The sequence below is a fragment of the Nocardia flavorosea genome (genome assembly GCF_015477805.1).
Classification (GTDB): Bacteria; Actinomycetota; Actinomycetes; order Mycobacteriales; family Mycobacteriaceae; genus Nocardia; species Nocardia flavorosea_A.
In genome coordinates, this window is record NZ_JADLQL010000003.1 from 287,021 (window position 1) to 310,102 (window position 23,082).

General features: G+C 64.7%; 1 protein-coding gene (running past one end of the window). It reads right to left on the bottom strand.

Annotation, left to right across the window (positions count from 1 at the left end; all coding sequences use genetic code 11):
* Positions 1-23,082, bottom strand: the 3' portion of a protein-coding gene (locus IU448_RS16830) for an MFS transporter (protein WP_195056578.1). The gene runs 12,288 nt beyond the window's last position; only the last 23,082 of its 35,370 coding nucleotides appear in the window; the start codon falls outside the window, past its right edge; its stop codon occupies positions 1-3.

Below are 23,082 nucleotides of genomic sequence, written 5' to 3' on the forward strand. Positions count from 1 at the left end.
TCATCCTGGCAGACGTTCACTGGTCCACAGATCCAGCTCCACCGGCGGCATGCCCCCTCTCGGATCCTCCTCGAACCGGGCCGCGTAATCCGCCAGTTCATTCAGACGATTTCGCAGGCGTTGCTCCGCCGCCGATCCGGACGACGCCTCCAATTCGGTGTGCAGAGCATGCGCTGCTTCGTCACCGAAGAGCTCGATGATGTGGGCCAGAATCGGCCGTAGCTGCTCGGTGATCGCCAGTTCACGCCGGATTATGACTTCCGCGGATGTGGCATCGGTCTGCGCCAGTTCGTCCACCGGCGAACCGTGCCGGAGCCGCAGCACCTGCCGCAGCCACGCTGTCGCCATCAAGTCGGTGCGCTGCGGCGCCAGCCAGATCGTCGAGGTCGGCCAGTCGACGAGGGAGCCTCCTAGATACGGCCGTCTCCGATCCTGCTGATCCTTCGGCAACGACTTTTCGGCCTCCTCGAGTTCTCGCTCGGTCAGCAGGTGGGTACGCGTCATCGCCTCGTCGAGGATTGTGCGTGCTTGCTCGGTCGGTACGCCGAGCTCCTCGGCCAGCTTTTCCACGCTGTGACCAGCGAAGTCGAGTACTTCTCGCTGCCAGGTCGCGCGACCCGGAAAGTAGTCCGGTCGCGGTTGCAAGGAGGAGTCCGCGGTGCCCTCTCGTACGATTCCGCGTGGCATGCGTGGCGCCTGTCGCGCGGGGTGATCGTCGGTGTCGTCGTCCAGCGGACGCCGGAGACCGGCGAGTACGGAAACCATATCGTCCGGGACTGTGTCGCCGGTCAACTCGGCCGCGGTGCCGAGGTCGGCGACGATTTCCCGGAAAACCTTCTCTGTTTCCAACCGGAGCCGGTGCCTGAGCGACTCGAGCGGTTTGCCGGCCTTCACGATGTCACGGTGCATCAGCGCCTGGTAGCGCCGATCGGCCTGCGCTTCCTTATCGGCGAACCCGCGATCCACCCATGCCTGGCCCAGACCGTTGACTGCACTGGCAGCCACGTACGGTATATCTCCGATCTCGGATCCGCCCTCGCTGCGGCCGGAGGCCATCCGGTTCGTTGCCGCGCTGCCCTCGGATACCGTCACATCCATTCCGCTCGAGCGAGCAAGCATTCCACCGAATGGAGAGCCGTGCCATTGAGCGAACCAGGCGGTGAGTAGCGGACGTAGTGACTCGGGATCGGCCGGGTCGTATACGAGGTAGCTGTCGACGTCGGCGTACTGGTCGGGGTTCGGCCGCAGATAGGTGCCGGCGCCGGGGATATTCGGCAGTATCTCCACGATTTCGCGACGGGGCGGTAGTTCTCCGGTACGAGCGATGGTCACCTCGAAAACATTGGCGGCGCCGAGACGGTCCACTCCCTCGGCATAATCATCCTCGGCCACCGCTTGTTCGACCTCCACCAGAACGTCGTTCGCCAGTTCCCACGGTTGCCGGTTCACTGTTGCGGCCCGGTCTGCCCATTTGGTGGCCAGTTCTCGGAGTTGCGGGTGGTCCGGGCGGGCCTCGGCTTTTTGTTTCAGCCATGCTGCGGCCGCGCGGATGCTGTCGGTATTCTGCTGGACCGAAAGTTCCCAATCCTCGGTGAGAGTCCGGGCGGTAGGATCCTCCGAGGATATGGCCGACGCTCGATTGTTCAGGATGCGATGCTCCTCCACGGCGTTGAGAATCGCGCCGAGGCCCTCATCGGTCACGGTGATTCCCGCGTTCGTGAGTTCGCGAACGAGTACGGCGGGATCGTTGGCGAGCAAGGCGAGCAGCCCCGGAGCCACATCGCCCCCGAGGGCCCGGATCAGACCCCGTTTGATCAGCTCGCCTACCGGCATACCGTGCATCACTCGCTCGCGAGCGAGTAGATCGTCCAGTGTGCGGCGCAGTTTCGCCGCATCGTCCTCCGGCAAGTGGTGTCGCCACTGCGCCGGAAGCCGTATCTCGATGAGGCGCTCCCGGTACTGTTCCCACCGGCTACCCACGTTCGATGCCGTGCCGCGATGGTGGTAGTCGGCGCTGGTGAAGGACACCAGCGGCATATCGTAACTCCGGTCGGAGTTGATGGAAAACGCGGCGTAGAGAATCAGCCGGCGTCCGTCATGCAGGGAAGTGTGGAGGGTGGCCAGTCGCACGTCGTTGGCGCCGCCCGCTATGTCCTTCACTTCGATGCCGGTGACCTCGGACATTGCGGCTTCGCTGAGGAGCTCGACTCGCACATCGTCGATCGCGTCGTGTTGTTCGGCCCAGTCGTGGACGACACGACCTATGACAGTGAGAAGGTCCTCGTCGGAAACAAGGTTGCTCGCCGACTCCGGGGCCAAAGATAGACCGAAACGTTCCAGAATGTCTCGATGCGTTGCGCGTTGGTACCTGCTCAGCTCGAGTGAGTTTCGGGCGAGTCGCACATCCAGACCGACCGATGCGCCGAATTCCAGCCGCTTCTGCATAGCGTAGAAGGCGTTCTTACTGTTGTACAAATCTGCCAATTGGCCCCACGCGTCGGCGAAAATTTTTCCGAGCTCGCCGCCGGCCCTTCCCAGTACCATGGCGAGAGCCAGCGGTGTGACACCCAGCAGGCTTGCCAAAGCTATGGTTGCCGGTGCATAGAGGACGCCGTTGACAATCGCCGGCTGCTTCAGTCGTGTTCCCACTCCGGGCATATCGTAATAAGCGCTGCCGACGGTGGACAGTGAACGGGAGAAATGGTCGAAGAATTCCTCTGCCAACTGTTCATCGGTGGCGTAATACAGGTTGGGCCACAGTACCATTGTCAGGCGGAAATCGTTGAGTCGGCCGGTGTTCCGGAATTCGATGTAAGTCCTCGGTGTGCTGTCGCCGACCGCGAAACTGTAGTGCACCGTCGACTCTTTTATGAATTGGTTGCCCACAAGCGGGAAGGAATAGATGCCTGCTTCTTCTGGTAGTGAGGTCCCGTCCAACGGGCCCAAATGTTTGTTCGGCCAGCCGTTTTCCGCCGCCATGTACTTGGGCACCAGCAGTCGCCACGTGCCGTCTTCCACCCCCTGCCTGAGCATACGCATCAGACGCTCGGCTCGATGGATGAGTTCGGCTTGCTGCTGCTCCGACAGTTGCATCGCTTCCGCGGGCGGTGGGAACTGCAACGACTCGCGACCGAGGAGTTGCCCGACTTTCCCGAACATCTCGGCAGTCCGGTGTTGGTCGTCGCTGATATTTCGCTCGGGCGGCGGTATTCCCCCAGCTGTCGAGGCGTCGTAGAGTTCGGCCAATTTTTCCTGCCGTATTTTTTTGTTGGCCGACACATACTCGGTGATCGCCCCACCGCCGTGCCGCACTGCACTGCCCACCATCATACCGATCAGCGGCCAGGGCATGAATCCGATATCGAGCCCGGCCGCCAATCCGGCACCCGCAACGTATCCGGCGTTTTCTATGCCGGCGGTGAGAGATTTGCCGAGCACACTATTTCGGGGTGGAGCCTGCCGGGGCGTATAGCCTTCACCGATCAGCCGGCGCATATGCTTGTCGAGTTCGGTCCGGATCTCTTCCCGGCCGGCCGACGCGTCGACGACCAGAACATACTGTTCCTTGTGGATCCAGCGACCGCGAACGATCTCACCGGCGGGTAGGTCTGCCGTTCGTAGCTGAACTGTGGGTCCCGACGTCCAGAAGACCCGGTTGTAGCGCCACGACCAGTCGAATACGGTGTCTTTCACGGGATGCAGGGCACGATGTGGGGCCGGTTCCACATCCTCGTCGTGGTCCAGCCAGAGCTTGGCGACCGGTGCCAGCTCGGTCCAGGAGGCACGGGCCCCGGAGATGGTGCCGAAAGGGGCGGGGATGCCGTCGAGATTCGCCTCGCACATCCATTCGATCGCATAGCTCAACGACGGGTTCGGATGTTGTTCGAGGGTCAGGTAGTCCTCGAGCCAGGCCACCGACCGTGGGGTGAATTTCGTTGCCAGTCGAAGATCTCGTCCTTCCCGGAGCGAGCGGATGCGCCGCGCGGCCTCTTTGCCCGACACGGCGCTCAGCTGGAGACCGTGGTCCCACCCGACTATTTCACCGTCGACGATCCGTCGTCCGGCGCCGCCCACCAGGCGACGGATGCGGTCCTCGGTGGTTGGCAGATTCGCCAACCACCACTCGGTGTCTGCTGTGATCCGGCCGCGCGCTGTCACCGGCAGCGAGGCGATATGTGCTCGGAAATCGCTTGCCCACCGGAAATTCACCCCCAAGGCAGTGTTGAGCTGCTCGACCAGCCACCTGTTGCGTACGACTTCCCCGGCCAGTAACTCGAGGTCCGGCAAATCCTCGGCCGAACCGGGCCATAGATGTTTCGGGCGACGGCCGAGAAGGCCATGGATCTCCAGCCGGTACAGGTCCTGACCGGGTGGGTCGGCGTCTTGTGGCGGGAGAAGTTCGAGTCGGCCGCTCTCGGCATCCCGGGTGAAGCCGACCACGACGACTTCGGAGATATCGCGATAGGATTGCGACATCTCCCGCTCCCAGATCTCGCGGGTGCGCACTCTGGGTGTGCGCTGCCTCGGCTGCTCCGCATCATGGCTGTCAGGACGATCCTCGGATGCGACACCCGGATCGGGGAGATCGGTGTCGGAGATGACGACGTAATTCTCGACGGACCCCTCGACAGGTGTCGATGTTGCCATCAAGCTGTGGGCCCGATGACCGTTGTTCACGACGAAAACTACGGTATCGAGCTCGCTGTCCGGGTTTTCGAGTAGGTCGAGGACTCGCGCAACAGGGGAGTCGTGGACGGTCTCGGCGCCGAGCCACGAGGCGGGAATCCTGGTGAATTCGGTATGGAGGCTATCCGCCAATTCATTCCATGTGACGGCCTGCTCATCCGGGATTGTCGCATCGTCGTAGCCGACCGCCCCGGTGACGCGGACGGTTTGCACCACACACTTGCGTACGTGTTCGGGTACCGTGTCCGTGCGACGCTGGGCCGGCTCGGGAAACGGGCCGGCACCGGGTTCGGCAATACTCTCCGTAGAGTCCGGGCCCGGCTTGCGTCCGACGTCGCGTTCTGTGGGCCCCTTCGCGGAGTCGGCCACCAAGGCATAGGTGAGCGGAGACTTTTGCCGCTCGGTCGCGCGGACGGTATCTGGCGGTGCCGGTTCCGTCGCCGCGTGCTCAGCACTCGGTCCGGTGGAACGGGGCTCCGCCACCTCGGTGCCGGGATCCCGGGAAGGTTTCTCATCGCGCTCGGGTGAGTCCTCGGGCCCCTCCTGCTCCTGGGGCGGCGACCCGTCCCATTCGACGACGCCGGCCACCCGCACCTTGCCGTCGTCACTCTCCACCGATTCGGTCACGCGCCAGCTCAACCCGGGTGGCAGCAGCAGCTCGTTGAACCCATTGTGCAGAAAAGCGACCGGAACTCCTGGCGGAACCGTCAAAGACAGTATGCCGGACCTGTGCTCGAGGAAGTTGGGCGGCTCCGGGTCGGCGATGGTGGAAATGAATCCGGACTCGGGCACCACATCTCCTCGACGGAGACCCGATATGAACCGGCTCTCGACGTAGCGCCGGACCACGACCGCGTCCGGAATCGGTTTCATCACAGAGCGCAGCTGGTCAACGATAGCGTCGACATCCGCGGCCTCCCATGGCTTCATCGTGAGATTGCGCCATCGGGGATCACCACGGATATAGCTGTTTATCGCTGTCCCCTCGGTAATGTAGGTATCCGCAAGTTTCTTGTGTTCGGCACCGTCGCCCCAGTGTTCCTTCGCGTAAGCCCGAACCGATGCGGGCGAATCGAATTCGATGGCGCCTTTTGTATCGGGTGGATTGTCCGGGGCGGAGGCCGGAAGCCGATGCGGCTGGGAATCCATTGTGCCGTCGGAATCTCGCGGGCCGGAAGATCTCGTCGGCCCGGCATGCGGGTCTCGATCACCGGATACGTTCTGTGCAGCTTCGCTCCACGGTGTAGGCCGGGCCGAGATGAGTCGGTCACCGTCGTCGCGACGGATGGAATACGGAATCTCCCGAATGGCCGCGGCGCTGCGGAGAAGCTCGTCGACGGCGTCCAGCACAATCCGCCTGCTCGGTCTGTCGGCCGGTCGTGCGCTATCCGGACGGAAGCTGTTGAGCAGTGCGCGCTGTTCCTCGGGCAAGGCATCGAGAGCCCGGTCGAATTCGGACGCCGTGATATCGGTAAGTATTTGGGTGACCTGCTGGCGCGCGGTGATATCGACGCACGATTCGGTCGCTCGGCCGCGGATGAACTGGATGAGCCCACGAGTGTCGAACACTTCGGCCAGTATTTTGTCCATGCTGCGGCGAAGTCGGTCGCCGAGATTGGATCCTGCGTTGTTGTTCCAGTCCGAAACCGCGTGGGTGAAGATTCTGGCAGCGAGGTCGTCGACGAAGCGTGGTTCCTTCGCATACCGCTGCTTGCTCAGCCACGCGCGCAGGAACTTTCCGTAACCGGCGTCGAATGCCCGTACGGCACTGTCGGTATCGCCTCTTTCCAGGGACTTCTCGATGATTGAGTGGACGTCGCGTTTGGCCTTCTTCTCAGGAGTACGGTCGACCAGGATCCGGCCGTCCAGGGCGACTCCCACCTGGATGCCGGACATGTCGAGGCCCAGTGCGGCGAGATCGGCATGCGCCGTCGTTTCAGCTTGCTCTCGTGCGGACGACAGATCGGTGTCGAGACGCAGGATCGCGTCCAGCCGGTCGGCGATGTCTGCCGACGATCCGTCACCCATGAGCACAGCTTCGCGGTCGACCCGTTCTCGCAGCGTTCGAGGATTCAGCTCGGAGGTGGGTGCACCGGCCCGAACCCAGTCGGCGAGGCCGAGTCGTTCCACCGCGGATGCGGAGGACAGCAGGAATAGACGCAGTTGCTCCAGTCGAACCGATCGTCGGCGGGCCATCTCTCCCAGGTGTTGAATATGGCGAGCCAGCGCCCCGGTCGGTACATGATCGAACTCGGTGAACGATGCGTACTCGGGTGGTATCGACTCTGGATCGACTCCTAGAACGATGCCCTGCTGCCGATCGACCATCCGGGCGATTTCGTCGAAACGCTGCCGGAAGTCGTCCGAGGCCTTCCATTTCTTGCCTCGCCAGGAGGCTGCGATGGCGGCGGCGCGACCGTTGGCGGCGATGGTTGCGCGCAGGGGTGCCGGTTGGGGAACCGGGCCCGGATCCGCGGCGCGTCGTTGCGCGACGGCGTTGCGCCGGTCGATATCACGCCAGACCTCGACGACGGTGATATCGCGTCCCAGCGCCTGCAACAGATAGGCCGGGTCGGACAGTGCGCGGGGGGCGCTCTGGCCGAAGGCGAGTGGCGCCTCTGCCAGCATCTCGCCGACGTCCATCACTTCTCGGTCGCCGAGTTTCGGTACGGCGACCAGACTGCCGGTCCGCTCCGACGGCTGCAGGCGCGACAATTCCCGGGAGCGTTCGATCTTCGCCAGCTGATCGGCATCCATCTGCTCACGCCATGCAGCGAACAAAACTTGCAGCGAATAACTTCCGGCGCCGTCGCTGTTTTGCAGCGCGGTCTCGTCGATAGTGAATCCGGGCTTGTCCATCAGCCGCGTGAGCCAGTGCTGGAAGTTCTGGTACTCGGCATCTTCAGGATGTTCCGGCTTCCGAGAACGTGTGATCTCGGGCAGTGTCGAAATCCACTCCGGGAACGAGATATCGCGGGAAATCGACGGTACCCCGCCCAGGTTCACCAAATCCTGTTCGGTGATCGCGCCGAACGCGTTCGTCGCCAGGGCGCGCTCGGGGTGCCTCAGGTTGTCGTAATGGGTGAACAGTTCGCCCATCACCCTGGCTTCGATCGACTCCAGCTTCGCCTCCGCACCGGGGTCCAGTGCCCTTTTGTCGAAGAAGTGCTGCAGTTCATGGCGAACAACGGCGTAGGCCACGCTTCCGGTCGGGTTCCAGGCGAAATCGGTCCATACCCCCTGCATCTTCTGCTTCCTGGACGCTTCGTCCGCGCGGAAATTCTTCTCGTTGAGGTAAAGAATTCTCGATCCGTTTCCGACGTTCGACCGCCCGGCCGCCGCGCCTCTCGATTGGCGAGACGGAACCACACAGATGACCTCCGGCGCCCGGTCGCGCCACCCCGGAATACGGTTGAGTACGGCCTTTCGCTCGGCGAGCGAGGAGTCCACGCCGATCCCCAAGGTGTACAGCTGCAGTACTTCGTCGAAATGATCGATGATGGCGTTTCGGATGGCCAGCGCCACCGGGACCGCCAGCTTTTCGAACCCGAGTACCTCGAAGCCGTAGGTGTCGAAGATCTCCCGGCCGACCTCGCGGCTTATACGTCGGGCCGTTGCGGGGTCCAGGTTCTCGATATCCACAGAGGGTGCTTCTGATATCGCGGGATCTCGCGCTGGGGGAGCCTCGTCCCGTGCTGCGGCGCGGTGCGCGTCGGAATCTCCGGTATCGCGGCGGGTATCGGCCAGAACCCGTCGGACCTCGCGATCGCTCATGCCCATCTCGGCGGCGATGTCGGAATGAGTCCGTCCTTGCCGCGCCAGGCGGGAGACCTGCTCGGACGACATCCGGTCGACGGGGGTGCCGACGTCGGCCGGTGGGGCCGTCCTTGCGGATGACGCTGTGGTGAGCTCAGTGAGCGTTTGCTCATCGAATGTATCGAGAGCGCCGACGATTCTCGGCATGGCGACAACCAGGTTGGCGGAGCCGATATCGCGTAGTGCCCTGTTGACGTGCTCGTCGACTGTGCGCGGCGAGACCTGGAGCTTCGTCGCGATATCGGCTCTGCTGTGTCCGCGTGACAGATATGCCAGGACGACTATTTGGCGCGGTGTCAGACGTTTGCGAAGTTCAGTCAGTGGTGCGGCGGGCAGCACCACACCGCGCCGCGTGGCTTCGGCGGCGATCAGATAGCGCTTGTTGGCAACTCCGAGTGCCGATGCCACCTCCCGGACATACTTCGATGCCTGCTGCCCGCCCAGGGCCTCGGTGATCTGTGCATTCGACCACCCTTCGGCAATCCACCGCAGGACACGTTCCTGGTCGCGGCTCAACCGGGACCGGTCCGCGCGGTGGTGCGTACCGGCCGATTCCGTGGAGGGCGCTCGCTGGGCATTCCAAGGTGTCCGGCTTCCTTCGCGGCCGTTGTTCCGAGGCATGCCACCGTCGGTCGCATGGGGTTCCGCGAGTCGTTTCAGCGCTGCATCTCGCGCGGCTTTCCCGAGGCGGCGACCGAAGGGATTGCCGCCGGTGTCGAGTGGGTCCTCGGCAACGCCCCACGGGCCGCGGATCGCGGGCTGCGGCCGCGGGGCAGCTGTCGCGTCGGGGGCGGTGCGGATTCCCCGGCTCGCCGCGGCACGAATCGCCTGCTCGAGGCCCAGTAGCAATTGCTGATACCGGTAACCGAGTCCGAGTGCGTACAGTCGCGCTCGTACATCGGGAAGTGTCCGGTGCCACTCTCGGAGGTCGGATACGGGCAGACGGCTCAGTTCGGCGACGCCGCCGGCATCGGGATCCGATATCGGCCGGTACATCGATGTGGTGATGTGGTCGGCAATCAAGCCGTACAACGCGGCGGCGGCGTCGAGGTCGAAGACGTCCTTCAGGACTGTGTAGATCGCGCGCAACTCGTGTTGCATGAATTGGTCGACGCGCGGCAGATCACCGATCCGGGCACTCGCCGCCGCGCGCGGTAGTTCGGTCGTCTCGGCGCTCGCGGTCTTCACCGGCCGATTCGGCCGGATCTCCGCCGGTAGTGGCCGGTCGCCGTCGAGTATCTTCTCCACAGCTCGGCGCAGTTTTTCTTCGCTTGCGAAAGTCCGGCGCGACCTGAACCCCGACGGGGTCAGCTGAGCGAGTTGCCGCCCCATCAGGTCCGCGATATCGCCGGTGTTACCCGGAGTGGACACCACCCATCCCTCTGCGGCTCCCTGGACGTGCCGCTCCCGGAATTCGACCGGAACGACCACAGTTTCCAGCCAACCCGCACTGACCGGAACCAACCGCCGATCCGTAGCCGGCGCCACCTGCCACATTGCTCTCTCGTTCGAGATCCCCGTGCGCATCAAATCCCGAGCTATCCGGCGTGGTGCGGCCCGGTGGTCCGGTCCGTCGTCCTGGAACGCATTGGCCAACGACGGCTCGAGAGGTGCCAGCCATTCCCGCAGGCGTTTCGACATCCGGTATTCGCGCCGCTCCTCGAAGTAAGCTTCCAACAGGCGTTGTTCGAGTACTCGACGAAATGATGATCTATATGGCTGCTCGATATCCTGTGCTTGTTCAGGAGTGAGTGTCCTGAAATCCACCCCGTAAGGGCTCACGTCGATCGCGATGTATCGGATGAGCCAGCCGGTCCACAACGCGGGAGCCAGATCCGGTGCGGCTTCGATCGCATTCTCGAGTGCCCGCATATGTCCGCCGGGACGGGCGGCGATCCAGATCTCGCCTGGATAACCAGGGGGCGGGGCGAAACGCGCAACTTGGCCGACCACTCGGCCCTGCCTGCGCGCGAGTTCCTCGGCGAACATCAGCTCGGTTGCCGGCGCGACGAATCGCGTCAATGCCCGGTCATATCGCATGACCAGGGACTCGAGCTCGCCCAGGGCGATTACCCGGGCGTTGATCTCGGCTCGCTCCATGAGCAGTGGTTCGGCCAGTATGTAACGGTCGGCGGGTGTATCCGCGTCGTGCAGGCGGGCCAGTGACGTGTCGATTCCGTCGATTTCCATCCGGCCGAGACGAAGGTGCACGTGGATCGACCGCTGTCGTTCGGAGGCGGAATCCTCGTTGGGCAGATCGAGATCGAGCCGTTCCCACTCGTCAGAACGTTGCCGAGTCAGTTGCTGCACATATTCCAGGGTTGGATGCAATGGCTCGCCGGCGGCGTCGAAAAGGACTGCTTGCCAGCTCGCGCGACGTGGCGGCCGGTAGTACGTATAGTCCCGGGTGCTGCCGTTTCGCGGATCAACCATGATCAGGGACCCGTCGTGCAGATGCACCTCGTAATCGATCCGCCGGTCACCGTTGTATTCGGTCAATCGGATCCACCCACCGGGCGGAAGTCGGTCGAGTGCCGTCCGCAATTCATCGAAATTCCGGTACGAGACCGGAGTCGCCGCGCGGGTATCGCCGGCGCCGAGTGGGCCGGTCTCGGTATGCCGCGCGGATTCCGCCGCCTGAGCGGCCAATGCGAGAGTCTCGTGCAGTGTGAGTTCGTACGAATGGCCGGATGCCATATCGACTGCCCGGTAGTTGACCGTCTGTGCTCCGAGTTCACCCGAGCGAGTGATCGTCAACTGCATCGAGGTCGTAACAGTTCCACTGGTGTGAGCGGGATATTCACCTGCGACCTGGAGGAACCAGTCGAATGCCTGTGTTGCCGGTTCTCCCGGGCCCGCCCAGAACTGGGGGCTGGACAACTCGATGGCAGACGCGATCGTTTGCGAAGACGAACCCGTCGGCACCGGGATCGAACGGCGTACTGTCGGGGCGGGTTGGTCATAACCGAGCTCGTATTCGCTGTGCAGCATCGATGATCTGGCGACCACCCGGATACGGGGGCCGAACGTGCCGGGTGACATGCGGACCTCGACCGGTACTTCCGCGGCGCGGTCGGGCACTTCCGCGCTCTGGTGGCGCACCATGTCGCGTACAGGGGGTGCTATGTCTGCCACCAGGAGTTTCGCGTCCCCGATGAGCGCCTCGGCCACTCGGGCGAGGTTATCGTCGTTGTCCCCCTCCCGATAGGTCGTTGTGACCACCATCGTGCCGTCCGCTGATAGCTCGGCACGCCAGACCCGATCGCCGTCGTGGTGTAGATCGGTGGCGTCCAGTGACGGCGATGTGGTGTTTTCCATGTCGACGGACAGCGATATCCAGCGGTTGTCGCCGTCCGCGCCGAGGCGCACATGTATGGGGCCCTGCCTTTGCAGGCTTTTCGTCAGTGTGGTGATCACTCTTCGGGCTGCGGGAATATGTTCCGGCACCGCCCAATTCGCGAGCCATTCGGCCACTGATGCCTGCATCGTGGCCAGTTGGGCTTCCACGGGCTGTTGCGGATCGATGGTCCCCAGTTCGACAGCCGCGGGTGAACTGTTCTCGGCGGGGTTGGGGTCGGGCTTGTCGGCGTGTTCCGCGTTACCGGCTGCATTATCCGGTATCTTTCGGGCCTTGCCCGGCGATGAGCGGGTATCCCGGCTCGGAGGTGGGTTGTGGATTGCGCGGTCGATGCCCGCGGCCATCCGTTCGTATTGCTCGTCGAGTCCCAGAGCACGCAACCGAGGCTCCACCTCGATCAGCTTGCGGCGCCATCGTCGCAGTACCGGCAGGGGCTCTCGTTTGAGACCCGACGGTGCGGTCGGGTCGGTGGCCAGGCGAAGTAATTTCATCATGGCCCACCGGTCGAGGACGGTGCCCAGGACCTCGGAAACCTTGGTTTCCGCGTACCGGCGGAACTCCACCAGGGTTGGAAGGTTGTCGATCCGGGCGACCTCGGTTGCCGGCGGCAACTCCCTGGCGCCGCTGGGCTTCGCGGACTCGCCACGTTGCGGATCCGTAGTTGTCTTATCCGTCGGCTCGACTTGCGAACTGTGATGTACCCCAGTCGATTCCGCCTTTCCTGTTGCTGTTTGCGCGGCGGAGAGCGGCGGCAGCGCATCGGTGCTGTTCAGCAGCTTCTGAACGGCCTGCCCCAACTGCTCAGGGGTGCGGAACCCGGTTGCTGCCCGGCCGCGCCGGGAGCGTTCGAGCTGCGCGAAGTGGTGTGCGATCACCTCGGCGGTGCCGTCGGCGCTTCTGGTGGTGGATACGACCCATCCGCCGGGGGCGCGCTCGTCCTGCCGTCGGTACTCCACCGGAACGGTCACGCCGGTCAGCCAACCCGCGTGCACCGGAATCGACCAGCTGGCCGGCTGGGCTACGCGAGCGGCCGTCTCACGATTCAGGATCCCCGTCTGCAACAGTTCCAGCGCGACGCGGACCGGCTCCGGCGCCGCTGCTGTGCCGCCATCCTCGGGAATGTTCGACAACGACGGGTCGAGCGGCTGCAACCAAGTCTCGATATCCACCGGCGCCGCAGCCTTGCGCCGGGCCGCGAGATAGGCGCTCAGCAGGTGCGTTTCCAACGCTCGGCGCACCGCCGCACGATAGTTTCGCTCCACCTCCTCGGCATCCAGCGGGACATATTCGATCCCTTCGGTCCCCATGGTCATTCCGACATATCGAATATGCCAGCCGCGCCACAGGGCGACAGCCAGTGCGGGGTCGGCGGTGACAGCGGCTTCGAGCGCCTGTGGATGCCCGCCGTCCGGTGCCACAATCAGGAGTTCTCGCGACGCGATACGTGCGACTCGCGGTGTGAGCGGTGTGGCCCCGGCGAGGTCGATATCCGTGGTGAACGGGTGCCACCGGCTCAGTGCTCGCTCACCCCGCAACACCACCGTGTCGAGTTCCGCCAGCGCGGCGAGCCGCCGGAGGACTCCTGCCCGGCGGGCCAGCAGCGGTTCGGCGAGCACATAGCGGATGGCCGGCTCGTCCGAGTACAAACCGGCCAGCGATTCATCGATTCCGGCAAGGTCGGTGCTGGTGAGTTCGCGGTGCATCTCGATTACTCGCTGTGCTGCCGCTCGGGAGAAGTCGTTCGGCGGGTCGAGATCCAGTTGTTCCCACAGCGCCGCGCGCTCGCGCGCCAACTGCCTGATGTACTCCGGCGCCGGGTGCAGCGGTTCGCCCGCAGGATCGAATGCTACCGCCGTCCAGGTGGAGGACTCGGCGAAATCCATCTCCGAAGCGGGCTGGGTGGTCCCCGTCCGGGGATCGAGGATCAGCGTCACACCATCGCGCAGATGCACCTCGTAGTCGACTGGACCGTCGGGGCGTCGCTCGGTCACCCGCATCCATGAGCCGGGCGCCGACGCCTGCAGCTCCGCCTCCCAGCTCCGGTAGCCGGGGTGGTCGACCGGTACACCCGCCCGCATGCTGCCGGGAACGATCGGGCCGGTATCGGATCGCTGCGCCGATTCGGCGGCGACCGCGGCCGAGAGTGCGAACTTTTCCTGGAAAACGATCTCATCGGTCCGGCCGGAAACCAGATCGGTTGCCTCGTAATGGACAGTGCCGACCCCCGGCTCGCCGGAAACGGTGACGACAATTTGCGAAGACGTCGACAACCGGACGCCGTCGGCGGAATGGTGCGCCCCGGAAACTGCTTTCAGCCAGTCGGTCGCGGCTCGGCCCGGAAACGACGCACCGTCCCACTCCTCGATGCTTCCGGCCGCTCGTCGGCTTGCAGAGACGATCACGCCGGCGACATCGTCCAGGTCCGAACCGATCGGCGCCGGTATCGCCGTGCGCACCCGCGGCCGGCGGTCGCCGCCGTACTCGAGTTCGAGCCCGGCGTGTAGCTGTGCGGCCTGCATGGTCACGTGCACATGCGGTCCGAACTCACCGGGTTCGACGCGTAGCGTCACCGGGACGTCGGTGAGCCCCCCGCCCGCGGCCTCTCGATAATGCTGCTGCATCGCCGACAGCAGGTGGTCGATGATATCGGCCACCGGAAGCTCTTCCGTCGCGCCGCGAGTCAGCGAACTCAGCATGGCGCGCATCGCGGAGCGATGTTCGGTATCGCTTTCCCGATGCACATACGAGATGTCGATGGTCTCGTCGGCCTCCAGCACTACTTGTGCCGTGCGCCCCGGATCCAGCGGTATGTGGAGTTCCCGCCGGCCGTCGGTTGACGGCACCTCGCGCGGCGACTCCTGGACACTGTCCCCGGGCGCGACATCGGCAGCGAACTTCTGTACCGCTGCGATCTGATCGCGTGCCCATCGCTGCGACCGCGATGCGGTATCGCGTCCACCGGCCGGGTTGTCCGGTGGCGGCGATCCGGGTGCTCCACGACGCTTTCCGTTCTGTTCGGTGGCATCGCGGGTAGCTTGTTCGCTCGTATCCCGTACCGGTTGTATGGCCGGTGCCGCGGTGGAATTCTGTGGCTGTTCGACCAGAATCCGTCCGGTCAGGTCGATACGCACGCGACGGACGACGGCCGTGCTCCCCGCGCGGTCGAGGGTAGCGGCAGCGTCGCCATCGTGATGTTCGGGTACGAAGATTTCCAACATTCCGCCGTTGTCGACGGCAGCGAGCCCGGCCAGGGTGAGTTCGCGGACCGCGAGTTCTTCTGCCCTGGTGCGAGCCTGTTCCAGTACCACCGCCTGAGCGGCGATGAGCGAGGCATCGTGGCCCGATTGCAATCTGGGCACCAGATCACTGAACACCTCGATGATCGTTTGGATCTGTTCTGCCAGTTCATTTGTCGGAACAAGCGCGGATTCGGCGAAAGTCGCCTCGGGGCGCTCGTCCGTGGCGGCGGCTGCATCCGGGTCCAGACCGAGAAGCAGGCGGCGTTGCTGATCGACCGAACGTGCCATTTCGTCCAGCGGAAATGCTGAACCCTCGTCGGCCGCCCAGTGCGTCCTGTCGGCTCGCATCTGCTCCTGTTCGGCGAATGACAGATTGCGCCAGGAGCGTTGGAATCGCACCGCTGGACCGTCGGCGCCGATGCCGGCAGTAGGGCCGGACGGCACCGTGACCGGTTCGCGGTCGGCCGCACGCCGTCGTGCCACCTCGTTACGGCGTGTGGCGTCGCGCCAGACTTCGACTGGTTTCAGCCCGCGTCGCAGTGCCTGCAGCGCGTAGGCGGGATGTGCGAAATCGGCCGGTGCGCTGAACCCGAAGGCGAGTCCTGCTTCGGCCAGCGATTCGGACGGGGAAAACACGTCCCGGGCACCCAGCGCGAGACGAGCCCCACCATCCGGGCCGGAGTTGTTTCGCCGGTAGACTTCCAGGTCACGCGAAATATCCTCTCGCTGCTCTCGGCCGACATTGTTGCGCCATTCGTCGATGAACTCTTTCAGCGGGTATTTTCCATCGGGGTATCGAGATTTCAGATCGGACAGGTCTACATGAAACTCCGGCTTATCTTGATTCCCGAGCCAATGTTCGAACAGTTCGAATTCGGTATCGGATGCCGTCCTCTCCTTGATCTCGAACCCGTACGCGGGGAGTTGGTCCAGCCAATCCTCGAAATTCGCGTCAGCTGCCAACCGTGGAAGCTCGCCGAAATTGTTATTGTCACGTTCGCTCCAGGTGCCGAAGAACTCGTCGTGCTCCGGTGACCACGGTGATTTGAGGAGTTCGAAATAGGTCAGTGCATATCCGAATGCCCGGGCCTCGGTCGATTGCTGCACGGTCGGCAGGTCGGTGCTGAACGCCAGAGGATCGCCGAGGTGATCTATTTCGTGCTGAATCGTGGCATATCCGGTGTTTCCGGTCGGGTCCAACGTCCCGGAGATCGCGGCCTTGTCGATTGTCTTCGTGTTGATCAGGATCAAACGTGTTCGGTCATCCAGTATTTCATTGATTGCGAATCCCGTGATCTTCGCATCGAGTGGTACAGCTGCGATAATATCCGGCGCGAAGTCCGGTCGGTTCGGCAGTGTCGCAATCAATTCTCTTCTCTCCGCCAGAGAAGAATCCGGCGTGATGCCGAATCTGTGCAGCTCCAAGAGTTCGTCGAATTTATCTACGATCCCATTTTTGATCCCCACAACGGTGGCGAGTTTCAACTTCTCGAACCCGAGCACCTCGATCCCGAAGGCATCGTATATCTGGCCGGCGATCCATTGTTTGGCGCGGAGCGCGGCAGCCGGGTCGAGTTCGTCGATATCATCCTGAATCGATACGGCGTCCGAATCGTGTGCGTCGCCGCCGCGCGATGACTCGGGGGGTGGCGGCCGATGTGGGTTGCGGGGGTGCCGGGCGGTGGGGTCGTTCGGTTCGGAGTCGTCGGGTCGGCCACGGGCGGCGCCGCCGCCGTCCATGTGGAGGGGGTCCCATGGGGCGGGGTTGCGGCGTCCGGAGCGTAGCCGGAATGGGCTGTCCAGTGCGTCTTCTGTGTTGGGGACGTCGCCGCCGGAGCTGTGCCCGCGAATGTTCGCGTGAGAAGCGTGTCCCGGTCGGGTTTCCTCGTTCAGCGGGGCGTCGGGGACGCCGGTGGGGCGGTGGGCCACGGGTTTCCCGGCGGGATGCGCGGCAGCGAGCATCGGGTTGAAGTCCGAGGGTGGGCGACGCACCTGCGCCGCCTGTTCATAGGCGTAGGCCATCGCCAGCAGCGCAGATTCCGAAAACGCGGTGCCGACCAGGGTCATACCGTAAGGCTGATGTACCGCGGGGTCGTATCCGATCGGGACCGAGACCGCCGGATATCCGGCCCGGGGCGCCACCCACCACGAATTGAGGTGGGGGAAAAGCAGGCCGTCCAGCCCCTCCGCCGTGAGTATGGAATCGATCACGGCCCGGTATTCGGCCCTTAAACGATCACGCCGGGCCACATATTCGGCGTGTACCACGGGATCGTTCAGGTCGACCGTTGCCGCTTGTGTGAACAGTGACTGTCCGTACCGGATCGCCTCGTCTGCGTGTTCGGTATTGAACTGGATCAGTTCATCGAGCGTTCGAATCGGTGCATCGGCCCGAAGCCGGGCGAAATAGCTTTCCAGAGCCGGCTTGAACTCGAACAGCAGAATTCCCTCCCCTCCGGGCGGGGTCACAGTGACCGGTACGAGAGTTGCGCCTTGCGCCCGCAGGACCGTCTGGGCTTCGCCGAACAGCGCGAGCGCATCCGAGGGGGATGCCGTCGTGTCGAGATCTTCGGCGGTCGTGACCACCACTCCCAGGCGTTTACCGCGTAGCGCTTCCGTCGTCAGGGCTGCCACATAGTCCGTGCCCGCCACGGCGGCAGCGGCCTCGGTTGCGGGGTCATCGGTGTCAACGCCGGTCAGTGCGTTCAACAAGGCCGCCGCGTCGGAAATCGTCCGCGCGATCGGTCCCGCACTGTCCTGCGTGACCGAAATCGGAAGGATACCGGTTCGGCTTATCAAACCGACCGTAGGTTTGACACCGACCAGCGAATTGAACACCGCCGGACTGATGATCGAACCGAACGTTTCGGTGCCCACGGTGATCGCGGCGAGTCCCGCCGCGGCCGCGACAGCCGAGCCGCTGCTGGAGCCGAACGGATCCACCTCGGGGTTATAGGGGTTGACGACCTGCCCACCGAGTGCGCTGTAGCCGTTCGGCATTCCTTCGGTCACGAAGTTCGCGAATTCCGTCAGATTCGTCTTTCCGAGGATCACTGCTCCCGCTTCGCGCAGCCGGGCCACCAGGAAGGCATCCTGAGCGGGATAGGAATTGCGCAGTGCCAGTGCGCCGACCGTCGTCGGTATACCCACCACGTCGATGTTGTCTTTGATCAGTACCGGTATACCGTGCAGCGGCCCACGCACGCGGCCCGCGGCCCGCTCCGCGTCCAACCGGGCGGCGTCCCGCAACGCGTTCGGGTTCAACGACCGGACCGCGTTGAGACGAGGCCCGGACCTGTCCAGGACTTCGATCCGATGTAGGTATTCCTGGACCAGCGTGACCGAGTTCGTCCGCCCGTCCGCCATCGCTTGCTGCAGCGTGGCCACGTCGGAGATCTCCAAGTCGAGCGTGACCGAGTCCGGGGCGGCCGGCTGCCCGGGAACGGCGGCGCTCTCTCGGGAGTCTGTGAGATGTTGTGCCAGTCGCCGGGGTGCGGGGGCCGAATCGCCTGCGTCGCTGGCACGCGATGTTTCGGGGGATGGCGGCCGATGTGGGTTGCGGGGGTGCCGGCCGGTGGGGTCGCCCGGTTCGGAATCGTCGGGCCGGCCGCGGGCGGCGCCGCCGCCGTCCATGTGGAGGGGTTCCCATGGGGCGGGGTTGCGGCGTCCGGAGCGTAGCCGGAATGGGCTGTCCAGTGTGTCTTCTGTGTTGGGGACATCGGCGCCGGAGCCGCGCCCGCGAATGTTCGCGTGAGAAGCGCGCCCCGGTCGGGTTTCCTCGTTCGGCGGTGCGTCGGGGGTGCCGGTGGGGCCGTGGGCCACGGGCTTCCCGGCAGGATGCGACGGCGGGGCCGGCACGACAGGGTCTTCGGAGGCGAACTCGAGCGTGTAGACGCCGTCGGGAAGGCGCGGTCGACCGGCCAGTTCGACCACCGGCTCACCATCGAGCGAACGAACCTGTGCTATCGCCGGCGGCGGCGCGATGTGCTCGCTGCTCGGGTGCGACGGGGCTTCTCGGTGGATCGGGGCAGGCTTGCTGTCGATGTCCTGTAGCGATGAGAGCCAACTGGCCATTAGACGTCGGATTTCGAAGCGCCGCTCGATCGACGCGGCTGTGATCACTCCCATCCCCGCGGTCATTGCGGCGGCAGTGTTCACGGACCCCTGGTTGGCGATGAGTACCCCGCCGACCAAACCGAATGCCGAGTAGGCACTGAGCGCGGCGACATTGATGAACGAGGATGCCCGCCCGCGCCGGTCTATCGGGATGTTGATGGTGAAGTAGGCGTTGGTCTGAACGCCTGCGGCTCCTAGAATCGCCCAACCCGCAAGATAGCCGGCGCCGGCGACGAACGTCTGGTCGGTAGCGGCGGCCGTCAGTGCGCTGGCCGCCATACCTGTCAGACCGACGTATCTGGCCGCGAGGAGCTTGTGGATGTCGACTTTGCTCAACCAGTTCTTGGGTAAGAAGTTTCCGATCATCCCACCGGCCGAAGGCATGAGCACGGCCGTGGCGGTCAGTGCCGGGGAGAGATCGGCCTGGGTGATCAAATGGAGGTAATAGAAGTATTGCGTGCCCAGATACCCGTTGGTGGTCACGAGGTTCCACGTGTAGTTGCGTAGAATCGCATCCTCATTCAACGCGGTGAAACCGTCGACGAACACAGCCCGCAGGCGGTCTCGAACGGATCGCGACTCGGTTGGTTTCTCTGGAGGCAATTCGCGAACGTGCCGCAGCCCGGCCAGGTTGGCGCTCGAGGCCGCCGCATTCAGCCCGAGGGAAAGCCACGGTGGCATCACTGCCGCGAGGCTCTGCCCGATCGTTCGACTGAGATTGTTCTCGAATGTTTTGTACTGTGAGTATCCCCGTTGTATGCGCTCATCGGTGCCGACGACCTCCGGTGTTACCCGGAATTGGGCCGGATCGTAAAGGGTGCTGGCGGCGGCCCCCACCATCGTTGTACCGATGAGAATCGGAATTATCTGGGGCACACCGAATCCGGTCGCGACAGCCGCACCGACCGAGCTGAGCGCCGTCGCGACAGTGGCCTGTCGCATGATCCGAGTGGGTCGACGGGTATCGGCCAGGTAGCCGGCGAAGGGAGCCAGCACAATTTTCGGTACGGCGGAAAGGGTGGAGACCAGCGCCGCGGTGCCGGGGTCGATATCCATCAGCATCAACATCAGTGCGGTCTCTGCGCCCGCAGACCCGATACTCGACACCAGCCCACCGGTCGCCAGATTGCGGAATTCTCGGTCCGTGCGGTACAGCCGCATCAGCGATCCGTTGGTTTCAGTCTCGGCGCGAGGAGTGCCGGTATCTGCCGGACCGTCGTCGGTGGAACGGTTCGGCAGAAAGAAGTGACCGACGCGCCGAAAGCCCTCGGGCACCGAGGGGGTGATCAACTTTCGGAGACTTCCGCGACCGGTGACCAGGCCCTCGGGCTCGCTATCCGGTTCACCGTTCGCGTGTGGCTCGGAGTCGTCGGGTCGGTCACGATGGGCGCCGCCGCCGTCCATGTGGAGGGGGTCCCATGGGGCGGGGTTGCGGCGCCCGGAGCGTAGCCGGAATGGGCTGTCCAGTGCGTCGTTCGCGTTGGGGACGGCCGCGCCGGGACCGTAGGTGATTCGGTGGTCGGCTCGAGCTGGTTTCGCAGCAGCAGGATTATCGGGATCACCGGACCGGGCCTCGGCCTCGTCGAGTGCGGCGAGGTGGGTGTCGTTTCGGCGTTCGTGCGCCGAAGCGAGCCGACTGGGCTGCGGTATCGCCGTGGCAGCGAGGATCAGACCGTCGCGAACTCGCCAGCGGCCTTCGATCGGTTCCGCTGGGAGGCCGGACTCCTGGGCCGTCTCGGGGTCGAGCCGGGCGCGGAAGGTATGGCTGTCGAGGTCGACGGTCACGTGCAGTCGGGAGTCGGCAGGGCCGCGCGTACCCGGCGAAACTTCGGCCCGGGAAAGCAAGGTCTCGTGGGCAGTGGATACCGCATCCTTGATCGCGCGTAGCAGCTGCAGCAAGTGGGTACCCGACCACGCCATCTCGCTGCCGCCGGTCTGCCGGGCCCAGTCGAATTCTTCGGAGGTGACGAACCCCGGCCGCTGTTCGGTGACCAGGGCGACGTTCTCCGCGAGACCGAGTCCGACAGCGCGGAACTGCTCGGCGGGGGCGGCGACCGCCGCGGCGTATGTGGCGGCTTCGGACCCCAGGGCAGGATCGAGGGTGACGGCGCCCACCGTATCCGGTGGCCAGGGGAGCGGCTGTGGGTAAGCCGGACGGTGGGGCTGCTCGAAACCCGGAGTTTCCTCCGGCCCGAAACCGAGACGGTGCAGAGCCATGCGCGCGCACAAGAATTCGGGATCGGGGGCGAACCCGTGCACGATCCGCGCACCCAACGCCTCGTAAACAGCTACGCCCGGTGGCAGGAGCGGGGCCGCCATCGATTCGCCGAACAGGAACCAGGTGGATTTCGCGGTCTCGAGTGGAAGCACTCCCGACTCGAAATCCATGCCGGGGGCCGCCGTGGTCGGGTGCGGCGCGGTATGCGGGTTGTTGTCGATGATCTCGACGACCAGCCTGCGTTCACCGTACGAACCGCCGCCCACCCGGGCAACCACGCGGACTTCGCCGGTACTGGTGGCCAGTGCGCTGCGCACCTGTGTTTCGACTGCGGCCGCCGCTGTTGCGGCTCCTTCGGCACTGCGCCATTCGTACCGGGTGGTCAGCCACTGGCTGAACTGTTCCCGCGCCAGCGTCGCTGTGGCGATCTGTTCGGTCTCGCTCTGCCGCATCCCGCCGACCCCGCGCGGGCCCAGCGAGATGTCGAAATCGTGGCCGGGTTGCCCGCCGGGCCGGCGGCCCGGATGTGCTGCTGTGACACCTTCGCCGGGACCCGGTGCGAAAAGACGGTCCACCCAGGTGAAGTCGTCGGGCCCGACGCGTACGGTCCAGAACGGACTGTGCACGATCTCGGTATCGGCCAGCGCGTAACCGACCAGGCTGATGAGACTCGCCGGATCGAATTGCAGCAGCGTCACCGCAAAACCGGGAGCGGCGCGCTGTTCGGCGCGGACGAGATCGTCCCAGAGGCGCCGCGCATAATCCAGTAGCTGCCGTTCATTGCTGTCCAGTTCGGCGGAGGGGCGTGCGGAAAGATCTGCCACGACCCGGCGCAGGATCAACTCGCTCGCAGCGTTGGAGTACTCGCGGGAAACGACAGGCACTCTGCCGTTGCGCTGTACCGCTTCCGGAGCGTCGTGGACGACCGCGCGGCGCTGCTCCGGTGACAGCCGTTGCCACCAGCCGTCGATCGCACGCCGTTTGGCCATCTCGCGACCGGGAACGGGGGCCGGTCCGAAGATCGACTCGGCGCTCGCTCGCGCTCCCGCGGCGCGGTACGCCGTGTGCGCTGTGCGCTGTTCGACCTCGGTCGGCCCCGTGAACGCCCGCGGCACAGCCGGCCTGGCGGTATGGCTGAGGGTGAAGGCAGCATCGAGGAAGTCGGCTACCGCGGTGACGAATCCGGAGACTTGCCGATGGCCCGTTGCCGCGGCCAGCCCGCGTAACTCGTAGAGGAGATCTTCGGTCGGTTCGGTGCCCCGGGCGACCTCGCGCATCGGTGGCTGCACCGTTTCGCTCGCCGCACGTATCGCCGGAGCCGGGGCAGACGTCCGGTCCTCGTCCGCGGCAGTGCTCTGCCCGTCCGAGGGAGCCGGACGCAGGCCCAGGAGCTCGGGCAGAGCACTGTCGAGCTGCATGATCCGGCCGTTCAGTTCCGCTATCCGCAGCACCGGTGCGCGGTTTTCCCGCGCTTGGTGTACTTCCCGGGCGAGCGTGATTCGTTCCCGAAGCCAATCCCGCAGTACCGGAGAGCCGATCGCGTCTGCCACGCGCTGTTGCGCTGCCCCGTCGAGCGTTCGCAGTGCCTGCTGGATCGGGTTGATCGCGTTCAGGACTGTCGCCGCAGTGATTGTTTCCGGAGCCGACCC